The sequence below is a fragment of the Streptomyces sp. NPDC101191 genome, assembly GCF_044767915.1.
Taxonomy (GTDB): Bacteria; Actinomycetota; Actinomycetes; order Streptomycetales; family Streptomycetaceae; genus Streptomyces.
In genome coordinates, this window is sequence record NZ_JBIWOU010000014.1 from 87,305 (window position 1) to 103,831 (window position 16,527).

The 16,527-nt window shown below is 72.0% G+C and carries 11 protein-coding genes; 8 read left to right on the forward strand and 3 right to left on the reverse strand.

What is annotated here, in order from left to right:
- Positions 1 to 3: 3 nt before the first annotated feature.
- A complete protein-coding gene (locus ACIRQF_RS36045) occupies positions 4 to 1,146 on the reverse strand; it encodes a lipid-transfer protein (protein ID WP_404098948.1) in 1,143 nt (380 codons plus the stop codon).
- A 101-nt stretch (positions 1,147 to 1,247) separates the two neighbouring features.
- Here ACIRQF_RS36045 and ACIRQF_RS36050 point away from each other — a divergent pair, with 101 nt between their 5' ends.
- The gene (locus tag ACIRQF_RS36050; protein ID WP_404098950.1) at positions 1,248 to 2,786 is read left to right on the forward strand and encodes a FadD3 family acyl-CoA ligase; all 1,539 of its coding nucleotides are present in this window, start codon (positions 1,248 to 1,250) and stop codon (positions 2,784 to 2,786) included.
- Positions 2,787 to 3,207: 421 nt separating this feature from the next.
- Here ACIRQF_RS36050 and ACIRQF_RS36055 read toward each other — a convergent pair whose 3' ends face one another.
- Both ACIRQF_RS36055 and ACIRQF_RS36060 read right to left on the reverse strand, forming a co-directional pair.
- Positions 3,208 to 3,411 carry a hypothetical protein gene (locus ACIRQF_RS36055; protein WP_376636910.1) on the reverse strand — a complete coding sequence of 68 codons (204 nt, stop codon included), beginning with the start codon at positions 3,409 to 3,411 and terminating at the stop codon, positions 3,208 to 3,210.
- Positions 3,412 to 3,634: 223 nt separating this feature from the next.
- The gene (locus ACIRQF_RS36060; protein WP_404098953.1) at positions 3,635 to 6,700 is read right to left on the reverse strand and encodes a BTAD domain-containing putative transcriptional regulator; all 3,066 of its coding nucleotides are present in this window, start codon (positions 6,698 to 6,700) and stop codon (positions 3,635 to 3,637) included.
- Between the two features lie 166 nt (positions 6,701 to 6,866).
- Between ACIRQF_RS36060 and ACIRQF_RS36065 the strand changes: the two genes are divergently transcribed.
- The 7 genes from ACIRQF_RS36065 (at position 6,867) to ACIRQF_RS36095 (ending at position 16,485) form a co-directional block, all read left to right on the forward strand.
- Positions 6,867 to 8,084: an amidohydrolase family protein gene (locus ACIRQF_RS36065; RefSeq protein WP_404099058.1), complete on the forward strand. Its 1,218-nt coding sequence runs from the start codon at positions 6,867 to 6,869 to the stop codon at positions 8,082 to 8,084.
- A gap of 215 nt (positions 8,085 to 8,299) precedes the next feature.
- Complete coding sequence (locus ACIRQF_RS36070) at positions 8,300 to 9,217, forward strand: LLM class F420-dependent oxidoreductase (RefSeq protein WP_404098956.1); 918 nt, start codon at positions 8,300 to 8,302, stop codon at positions 9,215 to 9,217.
- Positions 9,218 to 9,275: 58 nt separating this feature from the next.
- Positions 9,276 to 10,037, forward strand: a complete 762-nt coding sequence (locus ACIRQF_RS36075) for an SDR family NAD(P)-dependent oxidoreductase (RefSeq protein WP_404098958.1) — start codon at positions 9,276 to 9,278, stop codon at positions 10,035 to 10,037.
- A 101-nt stretch (positions 10,038 to 10,138) separates the two neighbouring features.
- On the forward strand, positions 10,139 to 11,263 hold the full coding sequence (locus ACIRQF_RS36080) for an LLM class flavin-dependent oxidoreductase (protein WP_376636906.1): 1,125 nt from the start codon (positions 10,139 to 10,141) through the stop codon (positions 11,261 to 11,263).
- A gap of 197 nt (positions 11,264 to 11,460) precedes the next feature.
- Complete coding sequence (locus tag ACIRQF_RS36085; RefSeq protein ID WP_404098962.1) at positions 11,461 to 13,200, forward strand: amidohydrolase family protein; 1,740 nt, start codon at positions 11,461 to 11,463, stop codon at positions 13,198 to 13,200.
- Entirely contained in the window at positions 13,197 to 14,681 is a 1,485-nt protein-coding gene (locus tag ACIRQF_RS36090) for an aldehyde dehydrogenase family protein (RefSeq protein ID WP_404098965.1), read from the forward strand. The genes ACIRQF_RS36085 and ACIRQF_RS36090 overlap by 4 nt, the downstream gene beginning before the upstream one ends.
- Before the next feature lie 238 nt (positions 14,682 to 14,919).
- Positions 14,920 to 16,485, forward strand: coding sequence for an APC family permease (locus tag ACIRQF_RS36095; protein WP_382482199.1), 1,566 nt, complete (start codon positions 14,920 to 14,922; stop codon positions 16,483 to 16,485).
- The last annotated feature ends 42 nt before the right edge of the window (positions 16,486 to 16,527 follow it).

Consider the following 16,527-nt stretch of genomic DNA (forward strand, 5'->3'; position numbering starts at 1 on the left):
TTCTCAGGCTCGGAGCAGGATCGCGGACGTGGGGACGCCCTCGCCGGCGGTGACGAGGCAGGTGGCGGCGTTCGGGACCTGGGCGGTGGAGACGCCGCGGAGCTGCTTCACGCCCTCGTTGATGAGGTTGAAGCCGTGGACGTAGGCCTCGGAGAGTCCGCCGCCCCCCGTGTTGACGGGCAGCCGGCCGCCGATCTCCAGGGCGCCGCCCTCGGTGAACGCGCCGCCCTCGCCGCGGCCGCAGAACCCGTAGCCCTCCAGGGAGAGCGGGACGAGCGGGGTGAAGGCGTCGTAGATCTGGGCGACGTCGATGTCCTCGGGGCCGAGGTCGGCGGTCTTCCACAGGTGGCGGGCGGCGGTCCAGGCCGGGCCGGACAGCGGGTCGTCGTTCCAGTAGTTGACCATGCCGTGGTGCTGGGCGGGCAGGCCCTGGGCGGCGGCGTGGACGTAGACGGGCTTCTGCCGGCAGTCGCGCGCCCGCTCGGCCGAGACGATGACGCAGGCCAGCGCGCCGTCGGTCTCCAGGCAGTTGTCGAAGAGGCAGAGGGGCTCGCTGATCCAGCGGGAGGTCATGTACATCTCGCGGGTCAGCGGGCGTTCGTACATGATCGCGGCCGGGTTCTGGTTGGCCCGGTTGCGGCAGGCCAGGGCGACGTTGAAGAGGTGGTCGCGGGTGGCGCCGTACTCGTGCATGTAGCGGCGGGCGAGCATGCCGATCTCGTCGGCGGGACGGACGAGTCCGAAGGGTCGGGTCCACTGCCCGGGCGTCGGCAGCTGGACGGCGGTGTTCTTCCAGGGCCTCGGTCCCGAGCCGCGCTTCCGGGACCGCCAGGCCACCCCCACGCTCGCCTGCCCGGTGGCGACGGCGGCGGCGAGGTGCCCGACGGTGGCGCAGGAACCGCCGCCGCCGTAGCCGACCTTGGAGAAGAAGGTGACGTCGCCCGCGCCGATGGCCTTGGCCACCTCCACCTCGTCGGTCTCCTCCATCGTGTAGGAGGCGAAGGCGTCGACCTCGGACGGATCGATCCCGGCGTCGTCGAGAGCGGCGAGGATCGCCCGGCAAGCGAGCGTCTTCTCGGACTCCGGGAGGTGTTTCGCAAAGGGCGTCTGGCCTATGCCGACGATGGCTGTGCGGTCCTTGAGCACGTCGTCCCCCTCCGGGTGCCTCATTGCTGACAGCGCGTCAGGCTACAGCTAATCTGACGGATAGTCAGCTACGAGGATTCCGGCGGCGGGAGGGACGGGCGATGGAGTACGGCTCGATACCGGAGTTGGTGCGCGCGGCGGCCGAGCGGTACGGGCCGGGGGAGGCCGTCGTCGAAGGCCGCACCCGCGTCTCGTACGCGGAACTCGGCGCCCGCGTCGAACGGGCGGCGGCCGCGTGCCTCGCCACGGGCGTACGGGCGGGCGACCGGGTCGCGATCTGGGCGCCCAACACCCTGGACTGGATCGTCTCGGCGCTCGGCGCGGTGACGGCGGGCGCGGTGCTGGTCCCGCTCAACACCCGCTTCAAGGGCACGGAGGCGGCGGACGTCCTGGCCCGCTCACGGGCCCGGCTGCTCTTCGTGACCGGCACGTTCCTCGGTACCTCCTACGTGGCCTCGCTGCGGCGCGCGGGCGTGGAACTGCCCGAGCTGGAACGGGTGGTGGTGTTCGGCGACACGGCACCGGACGAGCCGGGGTACGTGACCTGGAAGTCCTTCCTGGCGGAGGGGGACGCGGTACGGGCGGAGGACGTCCGCGAACGCTCGTCGCACATCGCCCCCGGAGACCCCTCGGACGTCATCTACACCTCGGGGACGACGGGCCGGCCCAAGGGCGCGGTGATCACGCACGAGCAGACCCTGCGCTGCTACGAGGTCTGGAGCGACCTGGCCGGCCTGCGCGAGGGCGACCGCTACCTGATCGTGAACCCCTTCTTCCACACCTTCGGCTACAAGGCCGGCATCATCGCCTGCCTGCTGCGCGGCGCGGTGATGGTCCCGCAGCCGGTCTTCAACGTGGACACGGTCCTCGCGAACATCGCCGCCGAGCGCATCTCGGTCCTCCCCGGCCCGCCGACCCTCCACCAGTCCCTGCTCGACCACCCCGCCCGCTCCGGCCACGACCTGTCCACCCTCCGGCTGGTCGTCACGGGCGCGGCGGTGGTGCCGCTGCAACTGGTCGAACGGCTGCGGGGGGAACTGGGGGTGGCCACGGTCCTCACGGCGTACGGCCTGTCGGAGGCGAGCGGCATCGTGACGATGTGCCGCCGCGGGGACGCGCCGGACGTCGTGGCGCGGACGTCGGGCCGTGCGATCCCCGGCACGGAGGTCCGCCTCTCCGACGAGGGCGAGGTCCTGGTCAGGGGCTTCCACGTGATGAGCGGCTACTTCGAGGACGCGGAGGCGACGGCGGCCGCGATCGACGCGGACGGGTGGCTGCACACGGGCGACGTGGGCGTCCTCGACGGAACGGGCAACCTCCGGATCACCGACCGGATCAAGGACATGTTCATCGTCGGCGGCTTCAACGCCTACCCGGCGGAGATCGAACAGCTCCTGGGCCTCCACCCCGACATCGCCGACGTCGCCGTCATCGGGATCCCCGACCCGCGCCTCGGCGAGGTCGGGAAGGCCTTCGCCGTCCGCCGGCCGGGCGCGCGCGTGACGGCGGACGACCTGATCGCGTGGTCGCGGCGGGAGATGGCGAACTACAAGGTGCCGAGGGAGGTCGAGTTCGTGGCGGAGCTCCCGCGGAACGCGAGCGGCAAGGTCGTGAAGGGAGCGCTGCGCACCCGGGCCTGACCGCGCCTCCGGCCGCCCCCGCACGGCAAAGGGCCCGGACCGGATTCCTCCGGCCCGGGCCCTCCCCCCTGCGCGCGCATGGCGTGCCTCGCCCGGGTGCGACGGGCGGTCCCCACCACCTGCCGTACCGGACGCGATCGATCATGACTCAGGTCGAACGCGAGTGCGAGGTGCTGCGGGCTACTTCGTCAGGTCGGTGCATCGCCGTATCCGGCGGCCGAATCCCCTGGTCGAGGACGTGAAGGAGGGGCCGGGCTGGTGCCCGGCCCCTCCTTGTCGGGTCGTGCGAAGCGTGCGGGCTCTCGCCCGAGGATTCCCCCCGGTCCTCTCGGGCGCCCCCGAACCCCGCGCTCCGTCCGCCCCGCTCGGTCCCGGCGACTCCCCCGATGGCGTCTCCGGAACCGTCCCCGTGGCGTGTGGCTTAGTTGAGCGGCTCGGACGTGGCGTGCATGTCCATCGTCGTGATCTCGCCCGGGCCGGTGCCCTTGACCTTCTTGGTGATGGCGTCGATCGCCGGCTCGGACGTGGCGTGCATGTCCTTGGTGGTGATCTCGCCTTCGGTGCCGCCCGTGGCGTGCATGTCCTGGGGCTTCACGACCGCGTCCTTCTCGATCGGGTTGCTCATCTCGTCAACTCCTGCATGTCATGAGTGGGATCCGGCGCGATCCGTCCGGCCGCTCCCCCGTGACCAGCCGGGCGGACCGCGCTTGGCCGCTCACCCTAGTTGCCCGGAGTGACGGCGGTGTCGATGACCCGTCTGCCCCCCGACGCGACGGATCGACAAGAAGAAGCCTGCCGGTCGGCGATAAACGAACGATGAACGTGCAGGCCGCGGGGGAGGGGCCGGGTCACGCGGCCGCGATGGGGGCCAGCAGCCGGCGGACCTCGGTCGCCTCCGGGGACCCCAGCGACTCGAAGATGTCGAGGGCCTCCTGCCAGCAGACCTGTGCACGCCCCGACTGGCCGATGCCGTCGAGGGCGCGCCCGAGTACGGTCAGCACGTTCCCGCGCCGCCACTCGCCGCCGATGCCACGCAGGACGGTGAGCGCCATCTCGGCGTTGGAGGCCGCCTGGGCGTGCCGCCGTGCCGCGATGTCCACCTCTGACAGACGGAACAGGGTCATGCCCTCCCACAGCCGCTGTCGGCTGTCCCGGAAGACCTCCAGGGCCTCGCGCAGCCGGTCGACGGCGTCGCCGAGCTGCTTGGCCTCGGTCAGCGCGAGGCCCAGCGCGTACCGCCCGTTGGCGCTGCGCAGCGAGTTGCCCATCGAGTCGTAGATCCGCGTGCCCTCCTCGGCGAGTTCGATCGCCTGAGCCGTGCGGCCCATCGCCAGGTGGATACGGGACAGGTTGCACAGGGCGCTCGCTTCGCCGGGGCGGTCGCCGATACCGCGGAACCGCTCGATCGCGTGGGCGAGGTGCACCTCGCCCTCCTCGAAGCGGTTCTGGTACAGCGCGATGATGCCCCGGGCGTTCGCGGACCAGCAGGCCGGCAGCGGGTCCTCGGCCGCGTCCGCGTGCGGCAGGGCCAGCTCGGCGTCCCGGTCGGCCTCGCTGAAGCGGCCCGCGGTGTGGTGGACGCCCGCCAGCGCCATCAGCGCCCGGCCCTGGGCGCGCGGGTCGCCGTGGTCCCGCGCCGCGTCACGGACGAAGCAGCCGACGGCCTCGAACTCCTTGGCGTTGGCGCCCGACTCGCCCAGGTCCAGCGCCGCCCACAGCAGGTCCACCGCTCGCCGCAGCGTCCCCGGGGTCGTCGCCGACTGACGGACGCAGGCGAGGAGGCAGTTGGCCTCGGCGTAGAGCCAGTCCTGGGCGGTGTGGCGGTCGGTGAAGGTGAGGCCCTCGTAGTGGGTGGGCTCCAGGTGGTCGACGAGCCGGTCGCCGGGGCGCTCGATGGCGTAGACCCGGGAGGCCGTCGACAGGTAGAAGTCGAGCAGCCGGGAGAGGGCCAGGTCGCGTTCCACCGGCGGCTGCTCGTCCCGCTCCGCGCACGCACGCGCGTAGAGCCGGACCAGGTCGTGGTAGCGGTAGCGGCCGGGGGCCGCGGACTCCAGGAGCGAGGTGTCGACGAGGGCCTCCAGGAGGTCCTCGGTCTCCCACTCCGGAAGGTCCAGGACCGCCGCGGCGGCCGCCAGCGAGATGTCCGGGCCGTCGGCGAGGCCGAGCAGGCGGAAGGCGCGGGCCTGGGCAGGTTCCAGCTGGCCGTAGCCGAGTTCGAAGGTGGCCTTGACCGCGAGGTCCCCGGCCTGGAGCTCGTCCAGGCGGCGCCGCTCGTCGGCGAGCTTGGCGGCCAGCACCGAGACCGTCCACGTACGGCGCGCGGCCAGGCGCGACGCGGCGATGCGGATCGCCAGCGGCAGGAAGCCGCAGGCCGCGACCACGTCCAGGGCGGCCTCCCGCTCGGCCCGCACCCGCTCCTCGCCCACGATCCGGGTGAAGAGCTGGAGCGCCTCCTCCGGGGACATCACGTCCAGGTCCACCAGGTGCGCCCCCGCCAGGTCGAGCATGCGGATCCGGCTGGTCACCAGGGCCGCGCAGCCGGCCGTTCCGGGCAGCAGCGGGCGGATCTGGGCGGCGTCGCGGGCGTTGTCGAGCAGGACCAGGACCCGGCGCCCGTCGAGCGTGGAGCGGTAGAGCGCCGCCCGCTCGTCGAGGGAGTCCGGGATCGCGGAGTCGGGGGTGCCGAGAGCCCGGAGGAACGCGCCGAGGACCGTCTCCGGGGCCGCCGCGCGCGAGCCCGCGCCCTGGAGGTCGACGTACAGCTGCCCGTCGGGGAAGTGCGGCCTGGCCTCGTGGGCGACGTGGACGGCGAGCGTGGTCTTGCCCACGCCGCCGATTCCGGCGAGCGCCGAGACCGCCATGACGGAGCCCTCGGCGGTGGCGAGCCGGTCGCCGAGTTCGCGCACGAAGGCGGAACGGCCCGTGAAGTCCGGGACGGTCGCCGGGAGCTGGGCGGGGCGGGCGACCGGCGCGGCGGCCGGTGCCTGCTCCTCGACCGGGCGGGCGAGTTCGGCGTCGGCCTGGAGGATGCGCTGCTGGAGCCGGGACAGCTCGGGCGTGGGGTCGACGCCCAGTTCGTCGGCGAGGAGACGGCGGGTGTCGGCGTAGACGGCGAGCGCCTCCGCCTGCCGGCCGGAGCGGTAGAGGGCGAGCATCAGCAGTTCGCGCAGGCGCTCGCGCAGCGGGTGCGCGGCGGTGAGCGCGGTCAGCTCCGAGACGGCCTCGGCGTGCGCGCCGACCTCCAGGTCGAGGTCGAGACGGTTCTCCAGGAGCTGGAGGCGCCATTCCTCCAGGCGGGTGCGCTGGTTCTCGGCGTACGGCCCGGGTACGGAGGCGAGCGCCTCGCCGTCCCACAGGGCCAGCGCCTCGTTCAGGCGCTCGCGCGCGGCGCCGCGCTGTCCGGCGCTGCGCAGCTTCTCCGCCTCGGCGGCGAGTTCGTGGGCCTCGGCGAGGTCGAGGGCGGCACCGGTGCGGCCGGCGCCGGCGCGGATGGCGTAGCCGCCGGACTCGCTGACGAGGACGCCGGGGTCGAGGATCTTGCGCAGCCGGGAGGCGTAGGTGCGGACGGCGGCCAGGGCCTGGGAGGGCGGCTCCTCGCCCCAGATGGCGTCGATGAGTTCGGCGGCGGTGGCGGTGCGGCCGTCGCGCAGGAGGAGGGCGGCGAGGAGGGCGCGCTGCTGCGGCGACCCGGTGGGCAGGGCTTGTCCGCCCCGGGAGGCCCGCACGGGCCCGAGCACCCCGAAGCGGAGGCCGTCGCCGGATCCGGCGACGTCTCCGGGCGTAGCGGGGGCCGGCTCGGCGCCCGTCGCGAACGTGCTCGAGCGTGGTGCGGCGGCCGGCTCGGTGCCGGTCCCGCCGGGGCCCGTCGCCGGAGTCCGCTGCTCCGGAACGCGCGGCCCGTTCTCACGGTCCATTAGCTCCCCCTGCCCGTACCGCTGGTTTCGCCCAAGACAGTCTGCCTTGTCCGGAGGGCGCGCGTCAGCATCGGGTCGGCGTTCCCGCCCCGTCCCCGCACGGTTCCGGGGCGGTCCACCCGCACGATAGCTGACGGATCGTCAGATGAGCGCTACCGTGAAGCGCATGGAGAGCTTCCCCAAGATCATCTCGGTGGACGACCACACCGTGGAGCCCCCGCACGTCTGGCAGGACCGGCTCCCGTCCCGCTACCGCGACACCGGCCCCCGGATCGTCCGCGCGCCACTGAAGGAAATGACCTTTCTGGGCGGAAAGTTCGCCCCTGTGATGGGCGCCAAGGGGGACGAAGGCCCCATAGGTGACTGGTGGGTCTACGAGGACCTGCACCGCCCCCTCACCCGGCTCGACACCGCCGTCGGCTACGACCGCGACGAGATCCGCCTGGAGGTCATCACCTACGAGCAGATGCGCCCCGGTTCGTACTCCGTGCCGGAGCGGCTCGCCGACATGGACGTGAACCACGTCCAGTCGGCCCTCTGCTTCCCCACCTTCCCCCGATTCTGTGGGCAGACCTTCACAGAAGCCGCCGATCGTGAACTCGGTCTCCTCGGCGTGCGCGCCTACAACGACTGGATGGTCGAGGAGTGGTGCGGCCCCGAGGCCCATGGCCGGCTGATCCCGCTGACCCTGATCCCGCTGTGGGACCCCGAGCTCGCCGCCGCCGAGGTGCGGCGCAACGCGGCCCGCGGGGTCCGGGCGGTCGCCTTCTCCGAGATCCCGCCGCACCTCGGGCTCCCGTCGGTGCACACCGACCACTGGGACCCCTTCCTGCGCGCCTGCGACGAGACCGGCACGGTCATCGCCATGCACATCGGCTCGTCCAGCAGGATGCCGTCCACCTCGGCCGACGCCCCGCCGGCCGTCGGCTCCACCATCACCTTCGCCAACTGCTGCTTCTCGATGGTCGACTGGCTGATGAGCGGCAAGTTCGAGCGCTTCCCGAACCTCAGGATCATGTACGCCGAGGGCCAGATCGGCTGGATCCCGTACATTCTGGAGCGCGCCGACGTCGTGTGGGAGGAGAACCGCGGCTGGGGCGGCGTGGCCGAAAAGGTGCTGCGCCCGCCGTCGGAGCTGTTCGCCGAGCACGTCTACGGCTGCTTCTTCGACGACGCCTTCGGGCTGAGGAACCTGGACGCCATCGGGGTCGGGAACGTGCTCTACGAGACCGACTACCCGCACTCGGACTCCACCTGGCCCAAGTCCCGCGAGGTCGGCGAGGCCCAGATGGGCCACCTCGCGCCGGACGCCGTCGAGCGGATCGTGCGCGGCAACGCGATCGACCTGCTGGGGCTGACGGAGGACGGCCTCTGGCGCCCCTGACCGGATCCCCGGCGAGGCTCTGGTGATGTACGTGAAGTTGTACCTCTTCCACATCGATCGGCCACCTGGCGCGCCCGACCCCCTGGGTGTGCCGACGCGCCCCCGGGTCGCTCGCCCGGCGGATCCCACCCCGCCCCTTGCCTGATGAACCGTCAGGTACGAGCATGGGCCCGCTCGTGCTATATGACGGTACGTCAGATACAGGGAGGTCCCCCATGGTGGTCTACGGGATGCAGCTGCCCGTCCAGTCCCAGAGCGCTCTCTACGCCGAGAGCTGGGAGGCCGCCGCCGGGCCCGCCGACCTGCTCGCCGTGGCCCGTGCCGCCGAGGCGCACGGCTTCGACTACGTCGCGAGCTGCGACCACGTGGCCATCCCCCGCCGCCTGGCCGGGGCGATGAGCACCGTCTGGTACGACCCGGTGGCCACCCTGTCGTACCTCGCCGCGGCCACCGAGCGGGTCCGGCTGCTGTCGCACGTCGCCGTCGTGGGGCTGCGGCATCCGCTCGTGACGGCCAAGGCGTACGCCACCCTCGACCACCTCTCCGGTGGCCGGCTGGTCCTCGGGGTCGGGGCCGGGCACGTGCGGGAGGAGTTCGAGGCGGTCGGTGCGGACTTCTCCGGGCGCGGCGGGGTGCTCGACGAGACGATCGACGCGCTGCGGGCGGCGCTCGGGCCGGAGGAGTTCCCGGAGCACAGCGGCGAGCGCTTCTCCTTCCGGGACCTCGGCCAGCGGCCGCGGCCCGCGCAGCAGCGGGTGCCCGTCTGGGTCGGCGGCTCCTCGCCCGCCGCCGTGCGCCGGGCCGCGCTCAAGGGGGACGGCTGGCTGCCGCAGGGTGACCCGCGCGACCGGCTCGCGGAGCAGATCGCCAGGCTGCGGCGGCTGCGCGAGGAGGCCGGGATCGAGGCGCCGATCACCGTCGGGGCGATCACCGAGGCGCTGTACGTCGGCGAGCCGGGCTGGGACACCGGCCGGCGCACGCTGAGCGGCAAGCCGCAGGCCCTCGCGGAGTCCCTGCGGGCCTACGGCGAGATGGGCGTGCACCAGATCCAGGTGCGCTTCCGCTCCCGGAGCCGCACCGAACTCACCGACCAGATGGGCGCCTTCGCGGCCGAGGTGGCCCCGCACCTCTAGGCCGTGTCCGGGCGCGCCAGACCTCCGCACCACACCTCCGGACACGAGGAGCAGGCACATGGGCAAGCTGGACGGGCGCGTCGTCGTCATCACGGGCGCGGCGCGCGGGCAGGGCGAGCAGGAGGCGCGGCTGTTCGCCGCCGAGGGGGCGCGGGTGGTCCTGGCCGACGTGCTCGACGGCCCGGGCGAGGCGCTCGCGAAGGAGCTGGGGGAGGAGCGGGCGCTCTACGTCCACCTCGACGTGACCAGCGAGGCGGACTGGACGGCCGCCGTGGCCGCCGCCAAGGAGCGCTTCGGGCGCATCGACGGCCTCGTCAACAACGCGGGCATCCTGCGCTTCAACGAGCTGGTGTCGACGCCGCTGGACGAGTTCCAGGCGATCGTGCAGGTCAACCAGGTGGGCTGCTTCCTGGGGATCAAGTCCGTGACGCCCGAGATCGAGGCGGCCGGCGGCGGCACCATCGTCAACACCGCCTCGTACACGGGCGTCACCGGCATGGCCGGGGTCGGTGCCTACGCGGCGAGCAAGCACGCCGTCCTGGGCCTCACCCGGGTCGCGGCCGTGGAGCTGGCCGGGAAGGGCATCCGGGTCAACGCGGTCTGTCCGGGCGCCATCGACACACCGATGAGCAATCCGGAGGGCGTGGATCCCGCGGCGACGGCGGAGCTGTACCGCAACCTGGTGCCGCTCGGGCGGATCGGGCGGCCCGAGGAGGTCGCGGCGCTCGCGCTCTTCCTGACGGCGGAGGACTCCTCGTACGTCACCGGGCAGCCGTTCGTGATCGACGGCGGCTGGCTGGCGGGCGTCAAGCTTTTCTGACGCACCATCAGGTATTGACCGCACCGGCGCGTGGTGCGACAGTCGGGCACATCAACGAATCTGACGGTACGTCAGAAATGAACAAGGGGCGGTGAACTTCCTTGGAATTCGGGATCTTCGTGCAGGGATACGTCGGCAAGCGCGCCGAGACCGATCCCGAAGCCGAGCACAAGGCGCTCATGGAGGAGACCGAGTACGTCATCCAGGCGGACCGGTCGAACTTCAAGTACGCCTGGGCCTCCGAGCACCACTTCCTGGAGGAGTACTCCCACCTCTCCGCCAACGACGTCTACCTGGGCTACCTCGCCCACGCCACCGAGCGCATCCACCTCGGCTCCGGAATCTTCAACCCGCTCGCGCCCGTCAACCACCCGGTGAAGGTCGCCGAGAAGGTCGCCATGCTCGACCACCTCTCCGGCGGACGCTTCGAGTTCGGCTCCGGCCGGGGCGCCGGCTCCCACGAGATCCTCGGGTTCATGCCGGGCATCACCGACATGAACCACACCAAGGAGATCTGGGAGGAGACGATCGCCGAGTTCCCCAAGATGTGGCTCCAGGAGGAGTACGAGGGCTTCCAGGGCAAGCACTGGTCGCTGCCGCCCCGCAAGATCCTCCCCAAGCCGTACGGCAAGTCGCACCCGGCCATGTGGTACGCCGCCGGCTCCCCGGCCTCGTACGCGATGGCCGGCAGGAAGGGCCTCGGCGTCCTCGGCTTCAGCGTGCAGAAGGTCTCCGACATGGAGTGGGTCGTCGAGTCGTACAAGGCGGCCATCAAGGAGGCCAAGGCGGTCGGCGACTTCGTCAACGACAACGTCATGGTGACCTCCACCGCGATCTGCGCCGAGACCCACGACAAGGCGGTCGAGATCGCCGTCGGCGGCGGCCTCAACTACCTCCAGTCGCTGCTCTTCCGCTACCACGACACCTTCCCGCGGCCCGAGGGCATCCCCGAGTGGCCCGAACTCCTGCCGGAGTACTCGGCCGAGATCATCGAACTCCTCATCGCCGAGGAACTGATGATCTGCGGCGACCCGTCGGAGGTCCTGGCCCAGTGCAAGCGCTGGGAGCAGGCGGGTGCCGACCAGCTGTCCTTCGGCCTGCCGATCGGCATCTCCTACGAGGACACGATGAACACGATCAAGCTGATCGGCGAGCACGTGATCCCGGAGATCGACACGGACCCGGTCCACCGCACCACCCGCTTCCGTCAGTCCGCGGGGAGCTGATCCCGGGGGCCCCCGGGCCCCGCACCGGAGCACGGGGCGGTGTCTTCCCGGACCGCCGCCCCGTACCGGCCCCGGCCGGAGACCGTTTCCGCGGCGGCCTTCGGTCCGGGGTCCTCAGGGCCCGTCCGGCGGACCAGGGCCGGCCCGGCCCCGGTCCGCCGGACGGGCCCTGCCGCACTCCCGCAGAAAGGGACCCCATGCTCGACCACCTCATCAAGGGCGCGACCGTCGTGGACGGCACCGGCGCCCCCGCCTTCACCGCCGACGTCGGCCTGCGTGACGGGCGGATCGCCGTCATCGGCGCGCCCGGCACCGTCACCGAGGAGGCCCGCGGCAGCGAGGACGCCACCGGCCTGGTGCTCGCCCCCGGCTTCGTCGACCCGCACACCCACTACGACGCCCAGCTGTTCTGGGACCCGTACGCCACCCCGTCGATGAACCACGGGGTCACCACCGTCGCCGGCGGCAACTGCGGCTTCACCCTCGCCCCCCTCCACCCGGACCGGCCCGAGGACGCCGACTACACGCGCCGCATGATGTCCAAGGTCGAGGGCATGGCGCTGGCCGCCCTGGAGGAGGGCGTCGACTGGTCCTGGTCCTCCTTCGGCGAGTACCTCGACGCCCTCGAAGGGCGGATCGCCGTCAACGCCGGCTTCATGGTGGGGCACTGCGCCCTGCGGCGGTACGTGATGGGGGCCGACGCCGTCGGCGGACAGCCCACCCCCGAGCAGCTGGACCGGATGGTCGCGCTCCTCAAGGACGCCATGGACGCCGGGGCCTGGGGGCTCTCCACCACCCAGTCGGCCACCCACTCCGACGGCGACGGCGCTCCCGTGGCCTCCCGGCACGCCGCCCCCGCCGAGCTGATCGCACTGTCCCGGGCCGTCGGCGAGCACGAGGGCACCCAGATCGAGGCCATCCTCGCGGGCTGCCTCGACCAGTTCTCCGACGCCGAGATCGACCTCTTCGTCGAGATGAGCGCCGCCGCCGGCCGCCCCCTCAACTGGAACGTCCTCACCATCGACGCCACCGTCCCCGAACGCGTCCCGCGCCAGCTCCTCGCCTCCGAGCGGGCCCGCAAGTCCGGCGGCCGGATCGTCGCGCTCACCATGCCGATCCTCACCCCCATGAACATGTCCCTCGGCACCTTCTGCGCCCTCAACCTCATCCCGGGCTGGGGCGAGATCCTCGGCCTGCCCGTGCCGGAGCGGATCGCGAAGCTCCGAGACCCGGACGTGCGCGCCGGGATGCTGCGCCGCGCCGACTCCAAGGAGGCCGGCGTCTTCCGGCGGCTCGCGAGGTTCGGCCGCTACGTCATCGGGGACACGTACTCCAAGGAGAACGAGGGCCTCACCGGCCGGGTCGTGGACGACGTCGCCGCCGAGCGCGGCCAGGACGCCTTCCAGTGCCTCGTCGAGATCTGCGCCAACGACGACCTGCGCACCGTCCTGTGGCCCATGCCCACCGACAACGACCCGGCCTCCTGGGCGCTGCGCCGCGAGACCTGGCAGCACGAGGACGTGCTGCTCGGCGGCTCCGACGCGGGCGCGCACCTGGACCGGATGTGCGGCGCGCCGTACACCACCCGCTTCCTCGGCGACTGTCTGCGCGGCCGCGGGCTGGTCCCGCTGGAGCAGGCCGTGAAGATGCTCAGCGACGACCCGGCCCGGCTCTTCGGGCTGCGCGAGCGCGGTCGGATCGCCGAGGGCTTCCACGCCGACCTGGTGCTCTTCGACCCCGAGCGGATCGACGCCGGACCGGCGACCCTCGTGCACGACCTGCCGGGCGACAGCCCGCGGCTCGACTCGCGCGCGACCGGCATCGTCTCGGTGCGGGTCAACGGCGTGGAGACGGTGCGGGACGACGAGGTGACGGGCGCGGTCCCCGGCCGGGTGCTGCGCTCGGGCCGTGACACGAGGACGGTGAGCACACGATGACGCGGACGGCGGCCGGCGAGATCACGGAGCGCCTGTACATAGGAGGGGAGTGGGTGGAGCCCGACGGCGGGCACTACCCCGTCCTCGACCCGGCCACCGAGGAGGTCGTCGGGCACGCCCCCGAGGCCTCCCGTGCCCAGGTGTACGCGGCGGCCGAGGCGGCCCGCGAGGCCTTCGCGAGCTGGTCGCGGACGAAGCCGGAGGAGCGGGCGGCGATCCTGGACCGGGCCGCGGACGTCATGGCCCGGGACGCCGAGCGGAACACCCTGCTCGCCCGTGCCGAGACGGGCGCCACCACCGCCACCGCCCGCGGCATGCAGGTCGCCGTCGGCTCCTCCCGCTTCCGGCGCTACGCGCGCGGCGCCCTGGAGCCGGTCGAGCAGGCACTGCCGCCGCAGATCAACGAGGCCGGCCCGATGGGCCGGGCCGGGGTCTTCGGCGCGGTGGCGGTGCGGCGCCCGGTGGGTGTGGTCACCTGCATCACCTCGTACAACAACCCCTGGGCCAACCCGGCGGGCAAGATCGCCCCGGCGCTCGCCATGGGCAACACGGTCGTGGTGAAGCCCGCCCCGCAGGACCCGCTGTCCGTGTTCGCGATGACCCGGGCCCTGGAGGAGGCGGGCGTCCCGGCCGGGGTGGTGAACGTGGTCACCGGCTCCGCGCCCGCGGTGGGCGAGGCGGCCGTGGACGCTCCCGAGGTCGACATGGTCTCCTTCACCGGCTCCACGGCGGTCGGGCAGGCCATCGGCGAGGTGTGCGGGCGGCAGCTGAAGCGGCAGCTCATGGAGCTGGGCGGCAAGGGTGCGGCGCTCGTCTTCGACGACGCGGACCTGGACGCGGCCATGATGGGGATCGGGACGACCTTCTCCTTCTACAGCGGGCAGATCTGCACGGCGCCGACCCGGGTGCTGGCGCAGCGCGGGATCTACGAGCAGCTGGTCGAGAAGCTGACCGCTTACGTCGGCTTCCTGAAGGTCGGTGACCCGGCGGCGCAGGGCACGGTGGTCGGCCCGGTGATCTCGGCGGCACACCGCGACCGGGTGGAGTCGTACGTCGAGCTGGGGCGCAAGGAGGGGGCGCGGGTCGTCGTGGGCGGCGAGCGGCCGGCCGGTCCGGGCCTCCACCGGGGCTTCTACGTGGCGCCGACGCTGCTGGCGGACTGCACCAACGAGATGCGGGTGGTCCGGGAGGAGATCTTCGGCCCGGTGGTCGTGGTCGTCCCCTTCGACGACGAGGAGGAGGGCGTCGCGCTCGCGAACGACAGCGACTACGGGCTGATCGACTACGTGTGGTCCGGGGACGTGGCCCGCGCATTCCGCATCGCGGGGCGGCTGCGGGCCGGCGGGGTCGGGATCAACACGATCGGCCGGAACATGGAGGCGCCGTTCGGCGGCTTCAAGAAGAGCGGGGTGGGGCGGGACGTCGGCTCGTACGCGCTGCACGCCTACAGCGAGCTGCAGGCGGTCGTCTGGCCGGGGTGAGCTGTCTCTCGAAAATTCTTCGGGAAAGTTTGGAAACGGACATTAGGGACAGTGCTGCGGTTCCCGCATATCGGACACTCGTCGGTGCGACACCCCATCGTGCAACCATGGGTAATGGTCGATCTTTCAATCATTGGCGAGTGTCCGGTTTTTGCCTCGCATTGCAAGGCGTTGATCGTTCAAATGAGCGGAGTTCGATCCTCCGGATGTGGAAACCGCAGCATTTAACGTCCTGTTCATGACTCAGGTGGATGTACGGCCCCCGGCCGGAGACACGGTAAGGGGCGTCCCGCCGCAGGGCGGCACCCAAGGTGTGCGCACCAAGGGCCTCGGCGGCAACTCCGTGGGTCTGCTCGGCAGCGCCGTCATCGGCATCTCCACCGTCGCCCCGGTCTACTGCCTGACCTCCACGCTCGGCTCCACCGCCGGCGAGGTCGGCCTCCAGATGCCCGCCGTCTTCCTCGCGGGCTTCCTGCCGATGCTCCTCGTCGCGTTCGCGTACCGCGAGCTCAACAAGGTCATGCCGGACTGCGGCACCTCCTTCACCTGGACCGTGAAGGCCTTCGGGCCCAAGGTCGGCTGGATGTGCGGCTGGGGCCTGGTGATCGCCACGATCATCGTGCTCTCCAACCTGGCCGGCGTCGCCACCTCGTACTTCTGGCTGCTCGCCGGAGAGGTCAGCGGCAGTCCGTCGATCGCGGCCCTGGACGACGACAAGGCCGTCCACATCGTCACCTGCCTGGTGCTGATCGCCGCCGCGACCGCCATCAGCTACCGCGGCATGACCGCCACCAAGGGCGTGCAGTACGCCCTCGTCGGCCTGCAGTTGCTCGTCCTCGCCGTCTTCGTGGGGATGGCGCTGTCGAAGGCCGGATCCTTCGAGACCTCCGTCGACTTCTCCTGGTCCTGGATGAACCCCTTCGCGGTGCAGTCCTTCGCCGCGTTCACCGCAGGACTCTCCCTGTCGATCTTCATGTACTGGGGCTGGGACGCCTGCCTGACCGCGAACGAGGAGACGACCGGCTCGGCCAAGACGCCCGGCCGCGCCGCCCTCATCGCGATGCTCGTCCTCGTCGGCTCGTACCTCGCCACCGGCATCGCCGCCCAGATGGTCGTGGGATCCGGCGACAAGGGCCTCGGCCTCGGCAACCCGGAGACCTCCGACAACGTCTTCGCCGCCCTCGCCGGCCCCGTCATGGGCCCCGCGCTCGGCATCCTGCTCTTCGTCGCGGTCCTGGCCTCGGCGACCGCCAGCCTCCAGACCACCTTCATCCCGGTGGCCCGCACGGTCCTGGCGATGTCCTCCTACGAGGCCCTGCCCGCCTCGTACGCCGCGGTCCACCCGCGCTTCAAGACCCCCGGCAAGGCCACGATCGTGGCCGGAGTCGCGACCGGCGTCTTCTACACCGTGATGACCCTGCTCAGCGAGCACGTCCTGGTCGACACGATCTACGCGCTCGGCCTGATGATCTGCTTCTACTACGCGCTGACCGCGTTCGCCTGCGTCTGGTACTTCCGCCGCGAGCTGACCTCGTCCTTCCGCGACCTGGTCTTCAAGGGCCTGTTCCCGCTGGTCGGCGGCCTGCTCCTGTCGGCGGTCTTCGCCAAGACCCTGTACGACATGTGGGACCCGGCCTACGGCTCCGGCTCCGCGGTGTTCGGCGTCGGCTCGGTCTTCGTCATCGGCGTCGGGCTGCTGCTGCTCGGCGTGGTGATCATGCTGGTGATGCAGCGCAGGAGCCCCGCGTTCTTCCGCGGCGAGGTGCTCACCAAGGAGACCCCGTCACTGGTCGTCGACGACTGACCCGTGATGGACAGCGGCGAGGTGGCGGGCCCGTGGGGGGTC